A 23372-nucleotide genomic window follows, 5' to 3' on the forward strand; every position below is an offset into this window, starting at 1 on the left:
GGTGCGCACCCGGCTGCTGGTCGTCCTCGTGGCCCTCGCGCTGACGGTGGTCGCCGCGTTCGCGATCCCGCTGTTCGGGTCGACGGCCGCACAGCGCACGCAGCAGCTCGTGATCGCCCGCAACGCCGACGTCGACCGGTTCGTCGTCCTCGCCCAGCAGGCGGTCGACGCCGCCGACCCGACCGCGCTGGCGGTCGACGCCGCGCGGTATTCGTCGTTATACGGCGAAGCGGTCGTGGTGGTCGACGCGCGCGGCGTGCCGCTGGTCGAAACCGGCGGGATGACCGCCGCGGAACCGGTGGTCCGCTCGCTCGTCGAGGCGGCGCTGCGCAACCAGCCCGCGAAGGGACCGGAGCAGCTCAGCCCGTGGTCCGCTGATCCGGTCCATTTCGCCCGTCCGGTGGGCACCGGGACCCGGGTGGCCGGTGTGGTCGTGCTCCGCGCGTCGGTGACCACGGCGGCGGCCGACGTCGCCGCCCGCTGGGCCGCGATCGTCGCGGGCGCGGTGCTGGTCGCGGCGGTGTTCGTACTGCTCGCGGTCCTGCTGGCCCGCTGGATGGTGCGGCCGCTGCACGAACTGGAGACCGGCGTGCAGGCGGTGACCGAAGGACATCGCGCGCAGGTCCCCGAGCGGGCCGGGCCCCGGGAGCTGCGGTCGCTCGCGACGTCGTTCAACCGGATGTCCGACGCCGTAGTCGAGTCGGCCGAACAGCAGCGGCGGCTGGTCGCGGACGCGTCGCATCAGCTGCGGAATCCCATGGCCGCCTTGCGGTTGCGGGTGGATTCGCTCGCCGCGCAGGTCGACGGCGACGGCCAGCGGGCCTACCGGGCGACCGTCGCGGAGGTCGAGCGCCTGGAATCCCTGCTGGACGGGCTGCTCGCACTGGCGCTCGCCGAAAGCGCCGCGACCCGGCTCGCCGCGGGCGAATCCGGTGACGAACCCTGCGATCTCCCCGCCGTCCTGGCGGAACGGGTCGACGCGTGGCGCCCCTCGGCCGAAGACGCGGGAGTGGGCCTCGCGGCGTCGGAAGGCCACGACGAGCCGGTGCCCGTGCGGTGCGAGGAAAGCGAACTGGCCCAAGTGCTGGATGTCCTGCTGGACAACGCGGTGCACTACGCGGGACGCGGCGCCACGATCACCACCGGCTACGAAACCGGCGACACGACGGCGACGCTCTTCGTGTCCGACAACGGTCCTGGACTGTCCGAAGAGGACAGAGAACGCGCGACCGAACGCTTCTGGCGTGCCGGTGGCGACGGCGCCCCGCGCGGTACGGGTCTCGGCCTCGCGATCGCGAGCCAGCACGTGCTCGCCAGGGGCGGGAAACTCGAACTGCGCGAGGCGGAACCGCACGGCCTCGAAGTCCGCGTCGAACTCCCTCTAGCGGCAGGGGAAAAGCCATGACCGTCACCAGGCGCACCGCACTCCTCGCCGGGCTCGCGCCACTCGCGGGCTGTTCGACCGCGGGCTACCGGGGCCCGGAGCGAGAGGTCGTCATCGCGGCAGGCGAGAACGGCGGGTTCTATCTGGCCTTCGCGGAACTCCTGGCCCAGCAGCTGAACCGGGCGGAACCACGGCTGCGGGCGAGCGCCGTCGCCACCGAGGCAAGTGTCGAGAACCTGCGTCGGCTACGGGACGGCAGGGCAGATCTCGGGCTCGTCCTCGGAGACGTCGCCGAGTCCGCTTTCCTCGGCGCGGAGCCGTTCTCCGTCCCGATCGCTTTCTCGGCCATCGGCCGCGTCTACGAGAATTACCACCAGCTCGTCGTCCGGGTGGACGGCGGTGTGCGGTCGCTCGCCGACCTGTCCGGGCGGCCGGTGGCGATGGGCGCGAGCGGATCCGGCGTCGCGGTGTTCAGCTCGCGCCTGTTCGCCCGTGCCGGGGTGCCCGTGAAGGCGAGGAACCTGCTCCTGGGCGAAGCGATCAACGCGCTGGCCGCGCACGAGGTCGACGCGCTGCTCTGGTCCGGCGGGATCCCGACCCCCGCGCTCACCGAACTGAACCGCACCACCCCGATCACGCTCCTCCCGCTCGACGGTCACCTTCCCGCCCTGCGTGCCGGCTACGGCCCCGTGTACGACCAGGTCCACGTCCCGGCGCAGGCCTACCAGGGTGTCGGCGAGCTGCGGACGATCGGCGTCGCGAACCTGCTGCTGGCCGCTCCGTCACTGCCCGACGACGTCGCGGCCGCGGTGGCGCGCGTACTGGCCGGGCACGCCGCCGACCTCGTCCCCGCGGCCGCGGTGGGAACGCAGTTCCTCGACGTCCGGACGCTGATCGGCACGGGAAAGGTCCCGCTGCATCCCGGAGCCGCTTCGGCCTACCGTGCCCTGCACGGGTGATCACGGCTCCATCTCAAGAGGGATGCGCGTCGCACCCGGGCGCTGCCAGGGTCGGAAACAGGCGGCCACCAGGCCGCTCCGATCCGAAAGGACTCCAGCAGTGGGCGGATTCATGCGGTCGTCGCAACATGGCCGACATAGGACAGTGTCATCGAGACACACCAGGGTGGTGCGGGGTTCGGCGCTGATCGCGGGCCTCGCGCTCGCGGGCGGGCTCGCCACGGCGGCCCCCGCCGTCGCGGCCGACCAGGCCAAGCTCACCGCACCGGCCCTCATCGGCCCCTACGACGTCGGCACCACCGACCTCCACCTCGTCGACCCGTCCCGCCCCGATCCATGGAAACCGGAGCGGCGACGGGAGCTCATGGTCACCGTCACCTATCCGGCGGACCGGTTCGCCGACGGCCCGCGAGCGCCGTGGCTCGCGCCCGGGGTGGGCTCCGTCCTCGACCAGGTGCTGGCGAGCGAGGACTACCTCGGTCTGCCGGCGGGCTCCATCGACTGGGCCTCGGCGAAGCGGCGGGCCGAACTCGGCGTGCCCGTCGCGCATGGCGCGCCGAAGCCCGTCACGCTCTTCTCCCCGGGCTTCGGCGGCCCTCGTGAGACGTACACGGCGATCGTCGACGACCTGGCCAGCCGTGGTTACGTGGTCGTCTCGCTTTCGCACACCTACGAGAGCGCCGCGGTCGAGTTCCCTGGCGGAAGGCTCGAAACGGCCGTCTCGGGCGAAGGTCCCGAGTTCATGAAGAAGGCGCTCGACGCCCGCGTCGCCGACAGCCGGTTCGTCCTCGACCAGCTGGCGAAGATCACCCGCGGGCAGAACCCGGACGCGGAGAACCGGCCGCTCCCCCGCGGGCTCGGCTGGTCGCTCGACCTGTCGCGGGTCGGCGCCTACGGCCATTCCTATGGCGGGTTCACCGCGGGCGAGACAATGGTCCACGACCGGCGTGTCGATGCCGGGATCAACCTCGACGGCGCGATGGCGAGCGCGATCGGCTACCCGCCGGGCAGCGTCTACGTGCCCGGAGAGGTCACCAAACGCGGCCTCGACCGGCCGTTCATGCTGATGGGCGCCGAGGGCACCGACGAGACCGGCAAACCGCTCGAACACACGCACCGGCACCCCGAATTCGACCGCAGCTGGGCGGATTTCTGGGCCAACCAGCGGGGCTGGAAGCGTGATCTGTACTTGCGCGGCGGCAGCACGCACATGGCCTACAGCGATCTGCAGGTCGTCGTGCCACAGCTCGGTTCGCGCGTGACGCCGGAGAAGCGGGAGGCGGTCATCGGCACCATCGATCCCCGCCGTTCCGTGGCCGCGCAGCGGGACTACATCGGCGCGTTCTTCGATCTGCATCTGAAGGGCCGGGACCGGCACCTGCTCGACGGCGAGTCGCCGCGTCATCCGAATATCGATTTCATCGACTAGGGAGCTGTGCCACGCTCCGGGAAGGCGGCCGTCCGGTCGTCTTCCCGGAGCGAAAGGGCTCTTTCAGTGTCATCGGGGCACACCTCGGGCTCGGCCGGCTCGCTCTCGGCGGCCCCCGTCGAGCTCACCATCCCCGCGCCTGCCGGTGGCCTGACGATCGGCACCACCGAACTCCATCTGGTCGACACCTCCCGGCCCGATCCTTGGAAACCGGATCGCCCGAGAGAACTCATGGCCACCGTGACCTACCCCGCGGATCGCCACGACGGCCCGCGGGCGCGCTGGCTCACCGACGGTATGGCCGCCGCGCTGGGCGACCGGCCCGACGGCCTTGCCGGCCTCGGCATCCCGCCGGGAGCAGTGGACTGGACCTCCGCGCGGCGGCACGCCCGTACCGGGGCCCCGGCGAACGCGGAGGACGGTCCGTACCCGGTCGTCGTGTTCTCACCGGGCTTCTCCATGCCGAAGGAGTTCGCCTCCGCCCTCACGGACGATCTCGCGAGTCGCGGATATGCCGTCGTCTCGCTTTCGCACACCTACGAAGCCTCGGCCGTCGAGTTCCCCGGCGGCAGGATCGAGCAGGCCCCGACGCGGGAAGTGAATCCCGGGACCATGAAGACGGCCGTCGACGCGCGAGTGGCGGACAGCCGATTCGTCCTCGACCGGCTGCCCCTCCTGGCCCGCGACACCGAGCGTCACGTGCTTCCCCAGGGACTCGGCCGTTCGCTCGACATGTCCCGCGTCGGGATGTTCGGGCACTCCTACGGCGGTTTCACCGCGGCCGAGACGATGTACCGGGACGATCGCGTCTCCGCCGGGATCAACCTCGACGGGGTGCTCGCCAGCGCGTTCGGCTTCCCGGAAGGCACTCCGTACGTTCCCGGCGAGGCGGTGAAGCACGGGCTGGACCGGCCGTTCCTGCTGATGGGCTCGGAACTCACCGACCCGGTCACCGGCGACGTCGACCGGCACTCCCACACGGATCCCTACGATCGCAGCTGGGCCGAGTTCTGGACGAACCATCGAGGCTGGAAGCGTGACCTGTTGCTCCGAGGGAGTGCTCACCTGGGCTACAGCGACCTGCAGGCCGTGGTGCCTCAGCTGTCTTCGCTGATCGAGCCGGCCAGGACGCGGGAGCTCGTCGGCACCATCGATCCGCGTCGATCCGTGGCAGCGCAACGGGACTACGTCGGCGCGTTCTTCGATCTGCACCTTCGTGGACGCGACCGGCGCCTGTTCGAGCACGAGTCGCCGCACCGCCCCGAGGTCCGGTTCACCGACTGATCTTCACGTAGGTTGGAACCGTGACAGTGCCACGGAAACCGATCGTCGAGATGCCGCTGCGCGTGCGCTACCACGAATGCGACGGGCAGGGCATCGTGTTCAACGCGCACTACCTCGCCTACGTGGACATGGCGATGTTCGAGGCGGAGAAGGCCCTCTTCGGCTCCCACCAGGAGGCGCTGGCCGCCGGTGTCGACGTCGTCGTCGCCGAATCGAATCTCCGCTACCGCGCGCCTTGCCGTTACGACGACGAACTGGTCGTCGCCGTGTACCTGAACCACCTCGGCACGACGTCGCTGATCATCGACTTCGAGATCACTCGCGACGGCCGGCTGTGCGCGGAAGTCAAGACCCGCTACGTCTTCGTCGACCCGTCGACGCTCACGAAGGCGGCGCCGCCCGCGGCGGTACGCGAGGCGTACGCCGCCTTCGTGCCCGCTCAGGCGGACTGAACGCCGGGCCGCCGGTCTTCGACGACGTAACTGGCCCGCGTGCTGATCGGCGCTCCGGGGGTGTTGACGAACGGAACCACCCGGAAGTCGCTCCGCCAGCGCTGCCGGTTGACGTTCACCCGGACGTAGCCCCGCTGGCTGTTGAAGAACTTCATGTGCGGGTTGGCCTTCAGCAGAGTCTCACCACCGGGCGTCATGTCCGCGCCGTTGCCGCCGCTGGTGATCGACGTCCCGACGAACTCGCTCGCCACGGTGGGTGAGCCGGGGTCGTTGAAGTCGCGCTTGAGGTCCCAGGCGTAGTTCTGGTGCCTGTCGCCGGTGATGACCACCAGGTTCCGCACCCCGCGGTCCTGCGCCGCGGCCAGCACGCGGTCGCGGTCGGCGACATAGCCGTCCCACGGGTCGAGGTAGACGTTCGTCGCCTCGCCCGCGTCGGTGTCGGTCTGGCCCATCGGCGCCTGGTTGCCGAGGATCTGCCACCGCGCGCGGGACCGCGAGAACCCGTCGAGCAGCCACTGCCGCTGCTCCGAACCGAGCAGGGTGCGGTTCTCGTCGAACCGCTCGGTGCAGTTCGCCGACTGGCCGTCGCCGCACGGCTGGTCGTCGCGGTACTGGCGGGTGTCGAGCATGGTGAAATCGGCCAGCGTGCCGTAGCTGAGCCGCCGGTGAAGCCGCGCGTCCGGCCCCTTCGGCAGCTGGGCGATGCGGTACGGCAGGTGCTCGTACATCGCCTGGAACGCCTCGGCCCGCCGCTGCCGGAACACCGCGCGGTCCTGGTCCGGTTCCTTGTCGATCTGCGAGATGTCGCCGGCCCAGTTGTTCTCGACCTCGTGGTCGTCGTTGACGTGGATCCACGGGAAGGCGGCGTGCGCGGCCATCAACGGCGCTTCGGACTTGTAGAGCGCGTACTGGAGCCGGTAGCGGGCCAGGTCGAAGGTCTCGCCCTTGAACTGCGATCCCACCGGCGTCCCGCGGCCGACCCCCGTGACACCGCTTTCGTAGAGGTAGTCGCCCAGGTGCACGACCAGGTCGAGGTCCTCGGCCGCCATGTGGTCGTACGCGGTGAAGTGCCCTGCCTCCCAGTTCTGGCACGACGCGAACGCGAAGTTCAGCTCACGCGGCGACGACCAGGCGACCGGCGCCGTCCGGGTGCGCCCGACCGGCGAGATCACGCCGCCCGTGCGGAAGCGGTAGAAGTACTCGTGATCCGGCGCGAGACCGTGGACCTCGGGGTGCACGGAGTGACCGAGTTCGGGCGTGGCGACCACGGAGCCGCGGCGGACGACGGCGCGGAAACGCTCGTCGAGCGACACCTCGTACTCGACGCGGACCGGCGTGCGCGGCATACCGCCGAACCCGTCGGCCTCATAGGGCTTCGGCGCGAGCCTGGTCCAGAGCACGACGCCGCCAGGCAACGGGTCGCCCGAAGCGACACCGAGGGTGAACGGGTCGCCGGCACCGCGAGCGAGCGGCATCGCGCCGGCGGCGTTCCAGGCACCGGTCCCCAGCAGGACGGCGGCAGCGCCGGCGGAGCCATAACCGAGGAAGCGACGCCGCGACAGGGGGTGAGGGAGCGAAGGCATGTAAGCCCTCCTGTGGTGGGATGGTCACGGGCGGGCCTCATGCTCGTCCGGCTTGATGGCCGCCCGGCCGCGCTCAGGCGAAGCGCCCGTGAACGAAAGACGATCAACCCTCGTGTTCCGCATCCTGTTCTACCGCCCCGAAATCCCGCCCAACACGGGTAACGCGATCCGCTTGACCGCGAACACCGGCTGCGAGCTCCACCTGGTGGAGCCGCTCGGTTTCACACTGGAGGACAAGCAGTTGCGGCGCGCCGGGCTCGACTACCACGACCTCGCGCGCGTCCACGTCCACGCGGATCTCGACGCGGCGTGGGCGGCTTTGCTGCCCGCCCGGGTCTACGCGTTCAGCGCCTCGGCGACGCGGCTGCACACCGACGTCGCGTACGAGCCCGGCGACGTCCTGATGTTCGGGCCGGAGTCGGCGGGGCTGCCCGCCGAGATCCAGGAGTCCCCGCAGGTGACGGACCGGGTGCGGCTGCCGATGCTGCCGTCGAGCCGGTCGCTGAACCTTTCGAACACCGCTGCGATCAGCGTGTACGAGGCTTGGCGGCAGAACGGCTTCGCGACCCCGTAGCCGCCCGGATGTCATGAAAGGGCCGTTCAGGACATCTTTTGTCCTGAACGACCCTTTCATGACACGTCGCGAGACGGCTAGGGCAGGCGCTGCCCCAGGAAGAGCGAAGCCGCGGCCCCGATCATCAGCACCAAAGTCCCGAGGATGACCCAAGGACGACTCGCGTCGGCATCCTTGAGCTCGTACCCGATCTGCTCGCCGAGGTCGTCGTACACGCGTTTCAGCTCGTCCGCGCTCGCCGCCTTGTAGAAGTCACCGCCCGAAAGCCGCGCGATCTCCTCCAGCGATTCGTCGTCGACCTTCACGTCCTGCGGTTTGCCGTCGATGTCGACCGAACCGTGCGTGGTGCCGAACGAGATCGACGAGATCGGCACCTGCGCCTGCTTCGCCGCCTGCGCGGCCGTGTAGCCGCCACGCGGGGCGTACAGGTCGTCCGGGACGGTCTGCTTGCCGTCACTCATCAGGACGATCCGGGCGGGCGGCGGTCCTTCCGCGCCACCGACGATCGCCGAGAAGCTCTCGATCGACTGCAACGCGGCGAAGATCCCTTCACCGGTGGCCGTCGACTGCGCCAGCTTCAGGTTGTCGATCGCCTTCACCACGCCACCGCGATCGGTGGTCGGCGCGACCAGCACGGTCGCCGTCCCCGCGAAGGAGATCAGCCCGAGGTTCACGCCCGGAGTCATGTTCTGCGCGAACGACCGCGCCGACTCCTGCGCCGCTTTCAGCCGGGTCGGGGCGACGTCGGTCGCCTCCATCGACAGCGAGGTGTCGATCACCAGCATCACGGTGGCCCGGTTGCGGGGCACCTTCTGCTCGGCCGTCGGCCCGGCGAGCGCGACGGTGAGTACCAGCAGCGAGAGCACGATCAGGATCGCGGGAACGTGCCGCACCCAGCCCTGGCTCTTCGGCGCGACCTTCTCCAGCAGTTCCAGGTTGGCGAACCGCATGGTGCGCTTGCGCCGCGCGCGCTGGGACAGCACGTAGCCCACGACCACCCCGGCGACCGCCAGCAGCAGCAGGAACCACCACGGCGACGCGAATCCGGTGAGGCTCACGCGACACCACCGGACCAGCGGCGCTTGCGGGCCACCACGAACCGGACCATGTCGGCGATCCAGTCCGAATCGGTGCGCAGCACCAGATGCGCGGCACCGGCCCGGCGCAGCGCGGCCGCGACCTCCTGCCGGTGTGCGTGCGCCGCGGCGCCGAATTCCTTGCGCAGCAAGGCCGAAGCGTGCACTTCGCGCTGTTTCCCTGTCTCCGGGTCGGCCAGCACGACGGTGCCCACGTCGGGCAGGTCGATGTCGCGCGGGTCGAGGACTTCGATGGCGATGAGGTCGTGGTGCCCGCCGAGCGCCCGCAACGGACGCTGCCATTCGGTGTCGCCGAGGAAGTCGGAGATCACGACGGCGAGCCCGCGACGGCGCGGCGGACGGCGCAGTTTCTCCAGTGCCGCCGCGAGATCCCCGCGGACACCTTCCTCGGCACGCGGGGTCTCGGCGATCTTGCGGACCAGCCCCCGCGCGTGCGGGAGCCCGCCGCGCGCCGGGATGCGCGTGATGCTGCCCGCCCCGTTGGAGACGAGCGCGCCGATCCGGTTGCCGCCACCGCCGGTCAGGTGCGCGACCGCGGCCGTCGCGCAGACGACCAGGTCGCGTTTCTCGCACAGCGCCGTACCGAAGTCGAGGCTCGCGGACACGTCCGCCACCAGCCACGTCTCCAGTTCGCGGTCGGCGACGGTCTCCCGGATATGCGGGCTCGTCGTGCGCGCGGTGACCGCCCAGTCCATCCGGCGGACGTCGTCACCGGGCTGGTACGGCCGGGCCTCCCCCGGTTCCGAACCGGGCCCCGGCACCAGGCCGAGATGGTTCCCCTGCAGCAGCCCGTCGAGACGGCGGCGCACGTCGAGTTCGAGCGTGCGCAGGCCCGCCTCCATCCGCTCCCCGCGGAGTACCGGCGGAGCCCAGGAAGGACGTTCGCCCTTCTCGTTCTTCACGCGAGTTCCTTACCTGACGGGTGCGCCGGCCGGGACCGGGCCGCCCTGCCCGGCGCCGCCCTGCGGACGGGCCGAGACCTGCGGCAGCGGCACGGTCTGCAGCACCCGCGTGATGATGTGGTCGATGGGGACGCCGTCGGCCAGCGCGTCGTAGGACAGCACGAGCCGGTGACGCAGCACGTCGGGAACGACGTCGACCACGTCCTGCGGCAGCACGTAGTCCCGCCCGCGGACCAGCGCCAGCGCGCGGGCCGCGGCGATGATGCCGAGGCTGGCACGCGGCGAAGCGCCGTAGGAAACCCAGCCCGCGACGTCGGCGAGGCCGTGCTCGTTCGGCGTACGGGTGGTGAGCACGAGGCGCACGACGTAGTCGACCAGCGCGTGGTGCACGAAGACCTGCGAAGCGACGTTCTGCAGCCGCACGAGCTCCGCCGGGCTGAGCACCTCTTGCGGGGTGGGCGGGGTGACACCCATCCGGTAGATGATCTCGCGCTCTTCCTCGGCCGTCGGGTACTCGACGACGATCTTGAACAGGAAGCGGTCACGCTGCGCCTCGGGCAGCGGGTACACACCCTCGTTCTCGATCGGGTTCTGCGTGGCGAGCACGAGGAACGGGTCGGGCATCGGGAAGGTCTGGCCGCCGATCGACACGTGCCGCTCGGCCATCACCTCCAGCATCGCCGACTGCACCTTGGCGGGCGCGCGGTTGATCTCGTCGGCGAGCACGAAGTTCGCCACCACCGGGCCGAGCTCGACGTCGAACCGCTCGGCGCCCTGCCGGTAGATCCGGGTGCCGAGGATGTCGGCGGGGACCAGGTCCGGGGTGAACTGCACACGCGAGAACGAGCCGCCGACCACTCGCGCGAAGGTCTCGACGGCGAGGGTCTTCGCGACACCGGGCACACCTTCGAGCAGGAGGTGTCCCCTGGCCAGCAGGCCGACCAGCATCCGCTCGACCAGCCTGTCCTGGCCGACGATGATCCGCTTGACCTCGAACACGGTCCGCTCCAGCAACTGGGCGTCCCGCGCCGGCGTTCCGGGCTGCTGCTGCGCGCCGTCGGCGTAGCCGGGCTCGGTCACTCGTGCCTCCTGTGTTCCCCGCTTGCGTTCTTGCGTCCGGATGTGACCGTAGTGGTCGGTGACACAGCCGTTCGTGACGGTAGCCAACCCGATCAGCGGTATGACGGCTGTGAAGGGGCCTCGCCGCGGAATTTCACCAGGTCGTCCCACGCCTGTTTCGGATGCATCGCCATCCGCTGGCGGACGACGGCGAGCCGGTGCAGGCCGGGCGTCAGCCGGTCGCCGGTCAGCGTGTCGTCGAAGACCTCCAGCACGGTCGCGCAGAACAGCACGAAACAGCCGCTGTGCCAGCGCAGATCGCTGATCGCGGCGGCGTCGGTGTCGCCGCCGGCCACCAGCCGTTCGGCGATCGCGGCCAGCGCTTCCGGCTCCTCCGTGCCCGGGATGCCGAGCAGTTCCGTGGTCAGCGCGACCAGTTCCGGCGAGCGGTCCAAGGTGGCCGCGGTGGCGATGAAGGCACGGGCCTTGCCCGCCAGCTCCCCCGTGACGAGGCTTCGCGCGACGATCTCCAAAGACGGCTGGTAGACCTCGTTCGCGAGATCGACCATCTCGGTGGCGCAGCGTTTGAGGTCGCGGGGCAGGCCTCCCGACAGGCAATGCGCCAGGTAGCAGAACTGTTCGGAGATCCCCCGCAGCCGCAAGGCGATCCAGAGCCTGCTTTCGTCCAAAGTGAACGGTTCGAGCCGCACCATCTCCGAGAACGCGCTGTCGAAGGCGTCCCGGACACCGAGCCCCCGCTGTTCGAAACCGAGGACGGCGTCGTCCGAAACGGACACGAAGAACAGGCACCCCGGAACGTCGAAGACACCCTTCACGTCGTTGATGAACTGGTGCGCCTTGTCGGGCTCGCCGATCTTGTCCAGTTCGTCGATCGCGATCACGACCCGGCCGGCGACCCGCTCCACGTCGAGCCGCCGAGCCGCCTCTTCGGCGAACTCGCGGAACTTGTCCACGACCTCCGGATGGGTGAGCTGCTGTTCCGCACGCTGAGTCGACCAGGTGCGACCGGCTTCCCCCTTCAGCGGCATGCTGAGCTTCCCGGACCACCCGGTCGTGTAGGTCTGCAGGAACCGGATCCGGTCGAGTTGCTGTTCGGTGAGGCGGCGGAAGCCCGCCAGGCGGATGTCCCGGCGGCGTGCGATCAGCAGCCGGACGACCGCGGCCCCGGCCACCACCACGCCGAACACCAGCCGCAGCAGGAACAGCGACACCACCCCGAGGGCGACGAGCTTCGCTGTGGACTGTCCCGTCCACACCTGCTGAGGCGTCACCCGCCCGTTCACGACATCGAGGGCGAGCGTCCAGAGGTCCGGCCACGGCGTCCCGCCCCACAGCAGCCAGACGGCCGACGCCGCCACTCCCCAGAACACCAGGAACGCCAACGCCTTCCGGAATGAGCGCCCGAGCATCCGCCGACGACGGAGCCGGCCGGACACCGTTCGCGAACCCTTCGAGATCTTCGCCAGCACCGCCTTGCAGAGCAACGCGTGCAGGTGCAGCACGAAGTCGCGGGCCTCGTACGCGGCGGGCGCGGAGGCGACCACGACCAGGGGCGCCGCCCGGTCCGACCGGCTCAGCAGGCCCTGTTCCAGCGAGCGGATCGACGTGGTCTTGCCGGTCCCCCGGTGCCCGGCGAGCGCGACGGCCACCGAGTCGGCCCGATCGACGATCCGCCGCAGCCGTTTCACCGCGGCCGTCCGCACGAGCCCCGCTTCCAGCTCCGCCGAGGCGTCCGGTTCCTCGAAGACGAGCTCCAGGCCCGAGCGGATCCGCCGGTGATCCCGCAGATGGTCCCGGAGCGCGGGCAGGACGATCTCGCGCAGCGCGAACTCCCACCGGTCGCCCAAGCCGACCATCTCCGGATGCGCCCACTCCTCGGTGCGCTGCCAGCCCTCGGTGACGAAGAGCCCGGGGATCCGGCGGCCGATGACCAGGACGGCCATCCCGATCACGCCGCCGAGTCCCAGCACGCCGACCAGCTGGAACGGCAACGGCATCGACGACCACGTCAGCTGCAGGATCCGGAGGTACCCGACGAGAAGCGCGCAGGTCACGAGCAACCAGCCCGCCTCACGGAAGGTCACCCGCCGGACTGGGAGGCGCCGGGGCCGTTCGAAGGTCACGTCCGCCCGTTCCCGCTCCATCCGGATCCGCGCGAGCGCGGTGACGTCGCCGAGCACGGCCGTGCGGGCGTCTTCGGCGCGAAGTCCCTCCCTGCGGAGTCCCGAAGCGATCTCAGGTTCGGAGAGCGCCTCGTCGAGCACGGCCTCCAACGCGAGCAGCGCGGACCACGTGTCGAAATCCTCGATGAAACCCTCGCCGTCGCGCAGGAGGTCCGACTCGTACTCGTCCGGATGCAGGTCGCTCACCGGCTCATGATGCCGAACCGCCCGCCCGCGTTCCCCGGCTTCGGTCAGGAAAACCGGTCCAGATCCTCCGGCGTGTCGATGTCGGCGCTCTCCCCGGGCTCTTCGGGCACGTCGACGATCTCCAGCCCGCCCAACGTCCGCCGAAGCGACGCGTTCTCCACCGTTTCCGGCAGGGCGTCGCGCAAGGCCTCCGCGCGCCAGGCGCCGAGCAGCCACTGCCGCTCCCCCGAGGCGTCGACCAGCACCGCCCCCGCGGCCCGGCCGAGCCCCGCCAGCAAGCGGTCCACAGTGGATTTCCGGACGCCGGCGAGATCACCGGCCAGCACCACGACGAGCTCCGTGCGCACCAGCGCGAGCCCGGCCGCCAGCGCGGCCACCGGACCCGTTCCCGGCGACGTTTCCCTGGTCCAGACGACGTCGCCGAATCCCGGCCGTTCCGGGCCGACGACGACCACCGGATCCGCGTCCGCGAGGGCCGTCAAAGCCCTGGCCAGCAACGGTTTCCCGCCGACGGGGAGCGCGGGTTTGTCCACACCGGACAGCCGGCGCGCGGCGCCGCCCGCCAGCACGATCCCCGCGTACGCCACACCTAGCCTCTACTTCTCGAAGCGCGCTTTCGGATTTCCGCAGCCGGGCCGCGGCATGGGGGAGCTACTCGCTCAGCCGTGTCAGCGGCCCGCCTCCGCAAATCCGAGGCCTCCGGCCGAAAAGAAACGCGCGCGCGTGCCCTCGCCCGACCTGCCGCCTTCAGTTCGGGAGACACGCTCTAGCCGATCAAGCGGGTCGCGTACGGCATGATGCCGCCGTACCGCACCGGCGCGATCCGGACCCGCAGGCCCGACTGCGGCGCCTCGACCATCTGGCCGTTCCCGAGGTACATCGCGACGTGGTGGATGCCCCGCGCGCTGCCGCCCCAGAAGAGCATGTCGCCGCGGCGCATCTGGGAGAGCGGCACCTTGCGCCCGGCGTTGTACTGGTAGCCGCTGTAGTGCGGAAGCGACTTCACCCCGGCGAACGCGTAGATCATCAGACCCGAGCAGTCGAAGCCGATCTTGTTGTAGTCGCCGTAGCGGTCGGCCGTACCACCGTCGCGGATACCGCGGGTGGGGCCGGAGGTGTTGCCGCCACCCCACGCGTAGACCACTCCGAGCTGCGCGAGCGCCCGCCGGACGACGGCCTCGACGCTCGCCCCGGCCGGAGCCGACTGGACGGGCCTGCCGGACGGACGGCCACCGCCGCCCTGACTGGGCCTTTCCGCGGCGAGAGCGGCCTGACGGGCGCGCTCCTCGTCCTCGCGGGCCTTCTGCGCCTTCCAGTCCTCGTAGCGCTGCCGCTGCCCTTGCAGGCCGTTGACCTTCTGCTGTGCTTCGAAGAGCTGCTTCTCGACACTGGCCTTGTCGGCTTCGAGTTTCTGGTTCTGCGCGGCCTGGGTGTCCTGGGCGTGCTGCGCGGCGCTCTGCGCGTTGTCGGCCTCGTGCTTGGCCGCCTCGGCCGCGCGCTTGCGCTCCTGCGCGATCTCCAGCTTCTTGCGCGCGGTCGCGTCCTTGTTGGACTTGTCCGTCTGCGCGCGCTTCATCGCGTCGAGCGCGTTGAGCCTGCTGCCGCCGACCGCGTCGAGCATCTGGGCTCGGCCGAGGAGTTCCTTGGGGCTGTTGGCGGTCAGGTACGCCGACACCGAGCCGATCGTGCTGCCCTGCTGGAAGCTCGCGGCGGCGAATTTGTCGAGATCGGCGCGGGCCTTGTCGATGGTCGCCTGCGCGGCGTCGGATTCGGTGCGCGCGGACCGCGCCTCGCGATCGGCCTGCGCGGCTTCGTCCTGCGCGGTCTCCGCGTCGACCCTGGCCTTGTTGGCCTCTTCCATCTTCAGCTCGACGTCGTCGTTGAGCTGCGCGAGCTTCGACTCGGCCTGGGCCAGCTGGTTCGTGAGCCTGCCGACGTCACCCGCCTTGGCGTTGGCGTCGGCCTTGCTGGAGTTGATCTCGGAGTCGCTGGGATTCGGCGGAGGCGGCGGTACCGCAACGGCGGTACCCGTCACCCCGAGCAACAGGGCGATGCCGAGGGCGCCGATGGTCATGCCACGGCGGGCACCGGTCCCCGACCCGGCTTCACCACGCACGATCCACCCACCTCCTGATCTTGAACAATGAGCTCACTGTGCCACTGCCGTCACAGCATTACCAGAAGCACCACCAGGAACTTACACACCGTAGGCACCATTTCCCCTCAACGGGGGACGAACAGACGAACGTTTCGTCACTCGAACGGCCGCAGGTCGATGAGACCTTCGCGACCCGCGTGTCGGCTTGCCAAGCCAAACAGGACGGGCGTACTGTTTGAAAGGACGAACGAGGTGTGCCATCCCGGGTCCGGACCTACGGTGGGGGTGCGCAACACTCGCTCCGGGTCGGCCCGAACGACCTGGAGAACACACCGAACTGACCCGCCACTGGAGTTAGAAGTGACCGCACCCGCCAGCAAGGACAGCTTCGGCGCCAAAGACACGCTGAAGGTGGGCGACTCCTCCTACGAGGTTTTCCGCCTGAACAAGGTCGAGGGCTCCCAGCGCCTTCCCTACAGCTTGAAGATCCTGCTCGAGAACCTGCTGCGGACCGAGGACGGCGCGAACATCACCGCCGACCACATCCGCGCGCTCGGCAACTGGGACGCCAAGGCCGACCCGTCGATCGAGATCCAGTTCACGCCCGCGCGCGTGATCATGCAGGACTTCACCGGCGTGCCCTGTGTCGTCGACCTCGCCACCATGCGCGAGGCCGTCACCGACCTCGGCGGCGACCCGGACAAGGTCAACCCGCTCGCCCCCGCCGAACTGGTCATCGACCACTCCGTCATCATCGACGTCTTCGGCCGGGCCGACGCCTTCGAGCGCAACGTCGAGATCGAGTACGAGCGCAACCGCGAGCGCTACCAGTTCCTGCGCTGGGGCCAGGGCGCCTTCGACGAGTTCAAGGTCGTCCCGCCGGGCACCGGCATCGTGCACCAGGTCAACATCGAGCACCTCGCGCGCACGGTGATGGCCCGCAACGGCCAGGCGTACCCCGACTCCTGCGTCGGCACCGACTCGCACACCACCATGGTCAACGGCCTCGGCGTGCTGGGCTGGGGCGTCGGCGGCATCGAGGCCGAGGCCGCCATGCTGGGCCAGCCGGTCTCCATGCTCATCCCGCGCGTCGTGGGCTTCAAGCTCACCGGCGAGATCCCGACCGGCGTGACCGCCACCGACGTCGTGCTCACCATCACCGAGATGCTGCGCAAGCACGGCGTGGTCAGCAAGTTCGTCGAGTTCTACGGCGAGAGCGTCGGCGCGGTGCCGCTGGCGAACCGCGCCACCATCGGCAACATGAGCCCCGAGTTCGGCTCCACCGCGGCGATCTTCCCGATCGACGAGGAGACCGTCCGGTACCTCAAGCTCACCGGCCGCTCCGAGGAGCAGGTCGCGCTCGTCGAGGCCTACGCCAAGGAGCAGGGCCTCTGGCACGACCCGTCGCACGAGCCGGAGTACTCCGAGTACCTCGAGCTGGACCTGTCGACGGTCGTCCCGTCGATCGCCGGCCCGAAGCGCCCGCAGGACCGCATCGAGCTCACCGACGCGAAGAACTCGTTCCGCAAGTCGATCCACGACTACGTGGGTGGCGAGCAGGTCCCGCACACCAACGTGGACGAGGCCGTCGAGGAGTCCTTCCCGGCCAGCGACCCGGCCGCCCTGTCCTTCAAGGACGAGGGCGCGGTCGACATCCAGTCGGCGGCGAACGGCCACAGCGGCCGCCCGACCAACCCGATCAAGGTCAGCACCTCGGACCGCGGCGAGTTCATCCTCGACCACGGCGCCGTGGTGATCGCCTCGATCACCTCGTGCACCAACACCTCCAACCCGTCGGTCATGCTCGGCGCCGCGCTGCTCGCGCGGAACGCGGTCGACAAGGGCCTCGCGGTCAAGCCGTGGGTCAAGACCTCGATGGCGCCGGGTTCGCAGGTCGTCACCGACTACTACGACAAGGCCGGCCTCTGGCCGTACCTGGAGAAGCTGGGCTACCACCTGGTCGGCTACGGCTGCACCACCTGCATCGGCAACTCCGGCCCGCTCTCGGACGAGATCTCCGCGGCGATCCAGGAGAACGACCTCACCGCGGTTTCGGTGCTCTCGGGCAACCGGAACTTCGAAGGCCGCATCAACCCCGACGTGAAGATGAACTACCTCGCGTCGCCGCCGCTGGTCATCGCGTACGCGCTCGCCGGCACGATGGACTTCGACTTCGAGACCCAGCCGCTCGGCCAGGACTCCGACGGCAACGACGTCTTCCTGAAGGACATCTGGCCGTCGGCCAAGGAGATCCAGGAGACCATCGACTACGCGATCACGCAGGAGATGTTCACCAAGGACTACGCCGACGTCTTCGACGGTGGCGAGCGGTGGAAGTCGCTGCCGACCCCCGAGGGCAAGACCTTCGACTGGGACGCGGAGTCCACCTACGTCCGGAAGCCCCCGTACTTCGAGGGCATGCAGGCGGAGCCCGCCCCGGTCACCGACATCGCCGGCGCGCGCGTGCTGGCGAAGCTGGGCGACTCGGTCACCACCGACCACATCTCCCCCGCCGGCGCGATCAAGCCGGGCACCCCGGCCGCGCAGTACCTGACCGAGCACGGCGTGGAGAAGAAGGACTTCAACTCCTACGGCTCGCGTCGCGGTAACCACGAGGTCATGATCCGCGGCACCTTCGCGAACATCCGGCTGCGCAACCAGCTGCTGGACGACGTGCAGGGCGGCTACACCCGCGACTTCACCCAGGCCGACGCCCCGCAGGCGTTCATCTACGACGCGGCGCAGAACTACGCGGCGCAGGACATCCCGCTGGTCGTCCTGGGCGGCAAGGAGTACGGCTCCGGATCGTCGCGTGACTGGGCGGCCAAGGGCACGCGCCTGCTGGGCGTGCGCGCGGTGATCACCGAGTCGTTCGAGCGCATCCACCGGTCGAACCTGATCGGCATGGGCGTCATCCCGCTGCAGTTCCCGGCGGGCGAGTCGGCCTCGTCGCTCGGCCTCGACGGCACCGAGACGTTCGACATCTCGGGTATCACGAAGCTGAACGACGGCGAGACCCCGCGCACGGTCCACGTCACCGCGACGAAGACCGACGGCACCAAGGTGGAGTTCGACGCGGACGTCCGCATCGACACCCCGGGTGAGGCGGACTACTACCGCAACGGCGGCATCCTGCAGTACGTCCTGCGGAAGATGACCCAGGCGTAAGCACACCCGCGAAGGCCCCTTTCCCCGCACTTTCGGGAAAGGGGCCTTCGTGCGTTCTTCGGTAGCGTGGACGTATGGCCCACGGTCGAATCCAGGTCGGGAACGGCGAGCTCGCGTACGAGATCCGGGGCGAGGGTGATCCCGTCGTCCTGCTCCACGGCGGCATGCTCGACTCCCGGATGTGGGATGCCGAGATGCGCGAACTCGGACGCCACCACACCGTCATCCGGTACGACGCGCGCGGACACGGCGAGTCGTCCACTCCGACGGAACGGTTCAGGCACTACGAGGACCTCCGCGCGCTGATGACCGCGCTGGAACTCCCCCGCACGTCACTGGTCGGCCTGTCCGGCGGCGGGCGGATCGCGGTCGATTTCGCGCTGACGTATCCGGAGCTGGTCGAGAACCTCGTCCTCGTCGCGACCGGCCTCAGCGCGATGGTGACGAAGGATCCGTTCGTCCTGGAGCAGAACAAGAAACTCGAAGAAGCGGGCGCGCGGGGCGATCTTCCCGCCGCCATCGAGTGCCTCCTGCGCATGTGGGTGGACGGGCCCCGGCGTGCGCCCGCGGACGTCGATCAACGGGTCCGGCTGCTGTGCCAGGAGATGTACACGCAGACGATCGTGCGCCACGGACTCGCCGGTTTCACGCTGATGGACGAGCTACGGGCCATCGAGCGCACCGGCGAGCTGACCCCGCGCACCCTGACCTTGGTGGGGGATCTGGATTCCTCGGACATCATCGCCATCGCGGACCAGATCGAAAACGAGGCACACGACGCCCGGAAACTGGTCGTCCCCGGGGTCGCGCACATGATCAATCTGGAGAAGCCCGCGGAGTTCTCCCGGATATTGCTGGATTTCCTTTCCTGCTCGTGAGTGGCGTTCCGCAAGTCCGTGAAGGCCTCCTTGAGGGACTCTGGGTCCCTCAAGGAGGCCTTCACGGACCGAACACCGGACGTTTCTAAGCGTCCTTACCACTCACGAGGTCGTCTTCCCTGTTCTCCGGGCGACGGTCGACGACGCGGCCGAGCGGGCGCAACAGCACGTTGACCCCGACGATCACCGCCGTCCCGGCGAGTGCGACGACGTAAAGTCCCGCTCCCGCAAGGGATCCGACGGCGGCGGAGCACCAGAGGGTGGCCGCGGTGTTGAGCCCGCGCACGTTCAGGCCGTCGCGCAGGATCACGCCGGCGCCGAGGAAACCGATCCCGGAGACGATCTGGGCCGCGACTCGCGTCGGGTCGGCGTCACCGCTGGTGTTCAGCCCGCCGAAACCGTGCGCGGACAACAGGACGAAGAGTGTCGCGCCGACGGCGACGAGGGCGTTGGTGCGGAGTCCGGCCATCCGGGCGCGGTACTGGCGCTCGATGCCGATGACGGCGCCCAGGCCGACGCCGGTGCCGACCCTGAGCAGCATTTCGAAGGTGTTCATGATTCCGGCTCTTTTCTGGCGTGCGTACACAAAGCCAGACAGGGAAAGGAGACCGGAGAAGGTCAGCGCACCGCGCACCCGGGTGAACGGCGACCACGTCCGGTCGGTCCAGAACTGTCTTCCGGCATGTGCCGCTCACCTCGCTTTCGTACTCGATCGGTGTTGATCAACCTTCGGGACTCTACCACCGGACGGCCCGAGCGCGGCGTGGATCGTGTCACGCAGCCAGCGCTGGGCCGGATCGGCGTCGAGCCGCGCGTGCCAGAGCTGGCAGACCTCGATCCGCGGAAGCTCGGCGGGGATCGGGAACCAGCGGATGCCGAGTGACCGGCCGTAGTGCTCGGCGAGCCGCTGGGGCGCGAGCCCGACGTAGTCGCTCGACGCGACCAGGAACGCGGCGACCGCGGAGGTGGGGACGACCGCGGCGACCCGGCGCTGGAGTCCGGCCGCCTCGAGCACGTCGTCGAGCGGTCCCCTGCCCCGGCCCCGCCGTGACGCGGAAACGTGGGGATAGCGGCAAAGCTGCGCCAGCGTCGGACGCCGTACACCGCCGAGCGGACCGTCCGCCCTGACGATCGCGACCACACGTTCGTGGTACAGCAGCTCCGAGTGGATGTCGGGGGCCGTGATGTCACCCGCGCCGATGTCCAGGTCCACCGAACCGTCTCGCAAGGCTTCGGTACTTTCGCTGCCTTCCGCGACGAAGCGCAGGACGACGCCCGGAGCGACGGCGGCGGTCGCCTCGACGGCGGCCGTCGCCAGTGTCGCGGCGACGCCGTCGTTGATGCGGATGGTGAAAGTGCGTTCGAGGTCGCCGAGCGACAACTCGCGGTCCGCGCTGATCAGTGCCGACGCCTCGTCGAGCAGCGATCGCACCCGCGGGGCCGTGCGGAGCGCGAACGGCGTCGGCACCATCCCGCGGCCGGCGCGCACGAGGATCGGATCCCCCATCGCGCGCCGCAACCGGCCCAGCGCCCGGCTCGCCGCCGGGATCGACAGATGCAGTCGTTCGGCGGCCGCCGTCACGCTGCCCTCCCGCAGCAAGGCGTCGAACACCCGCAAGAGGTTCAGATCCAGCTGATCGGCCATAGTTGCATTGTACGCAACTCACTGTTGCCAATGTTGCGTGGCGCGAAGAACCCGCAGTCCCATAGCGTCGTGGACATGCCACTCCGACTCCAAATCCGCGACGCTCCCGAAACCGCGGCGAACCGACGCGGCCTGTTGACCGCCATGTGCGCCTGTGTCGTACTCGTCGTCGGGATGGTCGCCGCGATCAACCTCGCCGTCCCGATGCTCGCCGCGAGCGACCTCCACCCGTCCGCGTCGGCGCTGATCTGGATCGTCGACACCTACGTCGTTTTCTTCGCCTGCCTGGTGATTCCCGGTGGAGCGGCGGGCGATCGCTTCGGCCGCAAGGGGGTCCTGCTCGCGGGCCTGGCGCTTCTCGCGTTCGGCGCACTGCTGTCGGCGATCGCGCCGAACGTGCCCTTCCTGCTGGCGGGCCGGGCGATCACCGGGATCGGGGCCGCCGCGGTGCTGCCCAACACGCTCGCCGTCCTGCTGCACGCCGTCCCCGCCGAGCGCAAGGGCGTGACCATCGCGACCTGGGCCTCGATGACCGGGATTGGCGGTGTCGTGGGGAATGTCGGCGGCGGTGCCGTACTGACGAGCGGATCGTGGCGTTGGCTGTTCGCGGCCGCCGTCCCGCTCTCGCTGGTGCTCGCCGCGCTCGTCGCCCGGATCGCGCCGGTCTCCCCGCGACACGAGCGGCCGCTCAGCCCGCTCGGCGCCGTCCTGCTCGTCGGCGCGTCGGTCGCGCTGCTGCTCGGCATCGTCGAAGGTCCGGAAGCAGGCTGGACCAGCCCGATCGTCCTGGGCGGATTCGCCGGTTCGCTCGTGTTGTTCGCCCTGTGGACGTTCGCGGAACTGAAGGCCGAGCACCCGTTGCTCGATCCCCGGTTGTTCCGGGTGCCCGCGCTGCGCAGCGCCTGTCTCGGCATGACCGCGATCTTCTTCGGGATGTTCGCGCTGTTCTACGTCAACGCGTCCTTCCTCCAGTACGGCAAGGGTTTCGGGGTACTGCCGACCGGGCTCGGGATCATCCCGCTGACCGTCCCGGTCGTCCTCGGCGCGCGGCACGTGGGCAAGCTCGTCCAGCGCTTCGGCGTCGACGTCGTCGTCGCCATCGCGTTCCTCTTCTGCGGCTGCGGCCTCATCGGACTGTCCACAAGCGACACTTCGACGCCGTATCCGGTCTACGCGGCCTGGCTCGTGGCGACCGGGATCGGTGTCACGCTGGCCCTCTCGACGTTGTCCGCCGCGATCTCCGGTTCACTGCCCCCTGCGCAGGCCGGTGTCGGCGCCGGACTTCAGGCCACCACGCGCGAATTCGGCAGCGCGCTCGGGGTCGCGGTCATCGGCACCGTCCTCACCGGACGCTTCGTCGCGGCGCTGCCGGAAGACATCCGCGAGACCCACGATCCGCACACCGTCGCGCAGGCGCTGGCCGCCGTACCCGGCCGCTCGCCCGAGGTGATCTCCGCGTTCGTCACCGGCGCGAGCACGGCACTCCGGGTGATCGGGGTGAGCGTGCTCATCCTCGGGACGCTCGTCGTCCTGCAATCACGACTTTCCCGCACCACCAAGTAGAAGGAGCATTTCCCATGCACGTATTCGTCACCGGAGCGACCGGCTGGATCGGCTCGGCCGTCGTGGACGAACTGCTCGACGCCGGCCACGAAGTCACCGGCCTCGCCCGATCGGACGACTCCGCCGCCACGCTGGAGCGGAAGGGCGCCCGGATCCGTCGCGGCGACCTGGACGATCTCGACGGCCTCCGCGCGGGAGCCGAGGCGGCCGACGCCGTCATCCACCTGGCGAACAAGCACGACTGGGGCGACCCCGCGGAGTCCAACCGGGCCGAGCGGGCGGCCGTCCAGACCTTCGCCGATGCCTTGACCGGCACCGGCCGGGCCTTCGTCCTCGCCGCGGGCCTCTCGACCCTCGCCACCGGACGGCCCGCCACCGAGACCGACCTCTCCCCCGCCGTCGGCCCCGACTCCCACCGTGGCGGCGCCGAGAACCTCGCGCTCGAGTACGCCGAAAAGGGCATGCGGGTGATCAGTGCCCGCTTCGCACCGTCCGTGCACGGCGTGGGCGACCACGGTTTCGTCGCCGCCCTCGTCGCGGCCGCCCGCAAGCATGGCGTTTCCGGCTACCTCGGCGACGGCACCGCCGCCTGGGCCGCCGTGCACCGCACCGACGCGGCCCGGCTCGTCCGGCTGGGACTGGAAGGCGCGCCCACCGGCTCACTGCTCCACGCGGTCGCGGAAGAAGCCGTCACCACGAAGGAGATCGCCGAAGCCATCGGACGGACGCTCGACGTCCCGGTGGTGTCCGTGGCACCGGAGAACGCCGCCGAGCACTTCGGGTTCGTCGGCCGGTTCTTCGCGCTGGACATGTCCGCGTCCAGCGCGCGCACCCGCGAACTCCTGAAGTGGACCCCGTCCGGACCGAGCCTGGCCGAGGACATCGAAGCCGGCGCTTACGCCTGATC

18 protein-coding genes and 1 pseudogene are annotated in these 23372 nt (G+C 69.9%); 10 read left to right on the plus strand and 9 right to left on the minus strand.

Annotated features, from left to right (window positions below; translation table 11 throughout):
* Nucleotide 1: 1 nt before the first annotated feature.
* The 5 genes from DMC64_RS16185 to DMC64_RS16205 all read left to right on the plus strand — a co-directional run bounded on the left by DMC64_RS16185 (nucleotide 2) and on the right by DMC64_RS16205 (nucleotide 5508).
* The gene (locus tag DMC64_RS16185; RefSeq protein ID WP_037337408.1) at nucleotides 2–1405 is read left to right on the plus strand and encodes a HAMP domain-containing sensor histidine kinase; all 1404 of its coding nucleotides are present in this window, start codon (nucleotides 2–4) and stop codon (nucleotides 1403–1405) included.
* Nucleotides 1402–2343, plus strand: coding sequence for a TAXI family TRAP transporter solute-binding subunit (locus DMC64_RS16190; protein ID WP_125734180.1), 942 nt, complete (start codon nucleotides 1402–1404; stop codon nucleotides 2341–2343). Before DMC64_RS16185 ends, DMC64_RS16190 begins: the two co-directional genes overlap by 4 nt.
* Before the next feature lie 145 nt (nucleotides 2344–2488).
* On the plus strand, nucleotides 2489–3772 hold the full coding sequence (locus tag DMC64_RS16195; RefSeq protein ID WP_125734181.1) for a lipase: 1284 nt from the start codon (nucleotides 2489–2491) through the stop codon (nucleotides 3770–3772).
* A 66-nt stretch (nucleotides 3773–3838) separates the two neighbouring features.
* Nucleotides 3839–5056, plus strand: coding sequence for a lipase (locus tag DMC64_RS16200; protein ID WP_233629675.1), 1218 nt, complete (start codon nucleotides 3839–3841; stop codon nucleotides 5054–5056).
* A 20-nt stretch (nucleotides 5057–5076) separates the two neighbouring features.
* Entirely contained in the window at nucleotides 5077–5508 is a 432-nt protein-coding gene (locus tag DMC64_RS16205; RefSeq protein ID WP_125734183.1) for a thioesterase family protein, read from the plus strand.
* Here the strand turns inward: DMC64_RS16205 and DMC64_RS16210 are convergent.
* On the minus strand, nucleotides 5496–7091 hold the full coding sequence (locus DMC64_RS16210) for an alkaline phosphatase (protein WP_125734184.1): 1596 nt from the start codon (nucleotides 7089–7091) through the stop codon (nucleotides 5496–5498). The genes DMC64_RS16205 and DMC64_RS16210 overlap by 13 nt on opposite strands.
* A 112-nt stretch (nucleotides 7092–7203) precedes the next feature.
* Here DMC64_RS16210 and DMC64_RS16215 point away from each other — a divergent pair, with 112 nt between their 5' ends.
* Nucleotides 7204–7665, plus strand: coding sequence for a tRNA (cytidine(34)-2'-O)-methyltransferase (locus tag DMC64_RS16215; RefSeq protein ID WP_037337394.1), 462 nt, complete (start codon nucleotides 7204–7206; stop codon nucleotides 7663–7665).
* Nucleotides 7666–7742: 77 nt separating this feature from the next.
* Here the strand turns inward: DMC64_RS16215 and DMC64_RS16220 are convergent, their stop codons facing one another.
* From DMC64_RS16220 to DMC64_RS16245, 6 genes are all read right to left on the minus strand, one after another.
* A complete protein-coding gene (locus tag DMC64_RS16220) occupies nucleotides 7743–8723 on the minus strand; it encodes a VWA domain-containing protein (protein ID WP_037337392.1) in 981 nt (326 codons plus the stop codon).
* Complete coding sequence (locus DMC64_RS16225; RefSeq protein ID WP_225950060.1) at nucleotides 8720–9604, minus strand: DUF58 domain-containing protein; 885 nt, start codon at nucleotides 9602–9604, stop codon at nucleotides 8720–8722. Before DMC64_RS16225 ends, DMC64_RS16220 begins: the two co-directional genes overlap by 4 nt.
* A gap of 69 nt (nucleotides 9605–9673) precedes the next feature.
* Nucleotides 9674–10744, minus strand: a complete 1071-nt coding sequence (locus tag DMC64_RS16230; protein ID WP_125734185.1) for a MoxR family ATPase — start codon at nucleotides 10742–10744, stop codon at nucleotides 9674–9676.
* 92 nt (nucleotides 10745–10836) lie between these two features.
* A complete protein-coding gene (locus DMC64_RS16235) occupies nucleotides 10837–13113 on the minus strand; it encodes a hypothetical protein (RefSeq protein ID WP_125734186.1) in 2277 nt (758 codons plus the stop codon).
* A gap of 44 nt (nucleotides 13114–13157) precedes the next feature.
* Nucleotides 13158–13700 carry a molybdenum cofactor guanylyltransferase gene (locus DMC64_RS16240; RefSeq protein WP_125734187.1) on the minus strand — a complete coding sequence of 181 codons (543 nt, stop codon included), beginning with the start codon at nucleotides 13698–13700 and terminating at the stop codon, nucleotides 13158–13160.
* Between the two features lie 179 nt (nucleotides 13701–13879).
* A complete protein-coding gene (locus DMC64_RS16245; protein WP_037337381.1) occupies nucleotides 13880–15229 on the minus strand; it encodes an NlpC/P60 family protein in 1350 nt (449 codons plus the stop codon).
* Nucleotides 15230–15571: 342 nt separating this feature from the next.
* On the opposite strand from DMC64_RS16245, the gene DMC64_RS16250 reads away from it, so the two are divergent.
* Nucleotides 15572–18379 carry an aconitate hydratase gene (locus tag DMC64_RS16250; protein ID WP_125734188.1) on the plus strand — a complete coding sequence of 936 codons (2808 nt, stop codon included), beginning with the start codon at nucleotides 15572–15574 and terminating at the stop codon, nucleotides 18377–18379.
* 74 nt (nucleotides 18380–18453) lie between these two features.
* The gene (locus DMC64_RS16255; protein WP_125734189.1) at nucleotides 18454–19257 is read left to right on the plus strand and encodes an alpha/beta fold hydrolase; all 804 of its coding nucleotides are present in this window, start codon (nucleotides 18454–18456) and stop codon (nucleotides 19255–19257) included.
* Nucleotides 19258–19369: 112 nt separating this feature from the next.
* Here the strand turns inward: DMC64_RS16255 and DMC64_RS16260 are convergent.
* Both DMC64_RS16260 and DMC64_RS16265 read right to left on the minus strand, forming a co-directional pair.
* Nucleotides 19370–19813, minus strand: a pseudogene (locus DMC64_RS16260) (MgtC/SapB family protein); the annotation flags it as partial.
* Nucleotides 19814–19948: 135 nt separating this feature from the next.
* Nucleotides 19949–20902, minus strand: coding sequence for a LysR family transcriptional regulator (locus DMC64_RS16265; RefSeq protein WP_037337370.1), 954 nt, complete (start codon nucleotides 20900–20902; stop codon nucleotides 19949–19951).
* A 144-nt stretch (nucleotides 20903–21046) separates the two neighbouring features.
* On the opposite strand from DMC64_RS16265, the gene DMC64_RS16270 reads away from it, so the two are divergent.
* Nucleotides 21047–22465: an MFS transporter gene (locus tag DMC64_RS16270; RefSeq protein ID WP_199754997.1), complete on the plus strand. Its 1419-nt coding sequence runs from the start codon at nucleotides 21047–21049 to the stop codon at nucleotides 22463–22465.
* Between the two features lie 14 nt (nucleotides 22466–22479).
* Complete coding sequence (locus DMC64_RS16275; protein WP_125734192.1) at nucleotides 22480–23370, plus strand: SDR family oxidoreductase; 891 nt, start codon at nucleotides 22480–22482, stop codon at nucleotides 23368–23370.
* Nucleotides 23371–23372 lie beyond the last annotated feature (2 nt).

The organism is Amycolatopsis sp. WAC 04197 (assembly GCF_003947475.1).
GTDB lineage: Bacteria > Actinomycetota > Actinomycetes > Mycobacteriales > Pseudonocardiaceae > Amycolatopsis > Amycolatopsis japonica.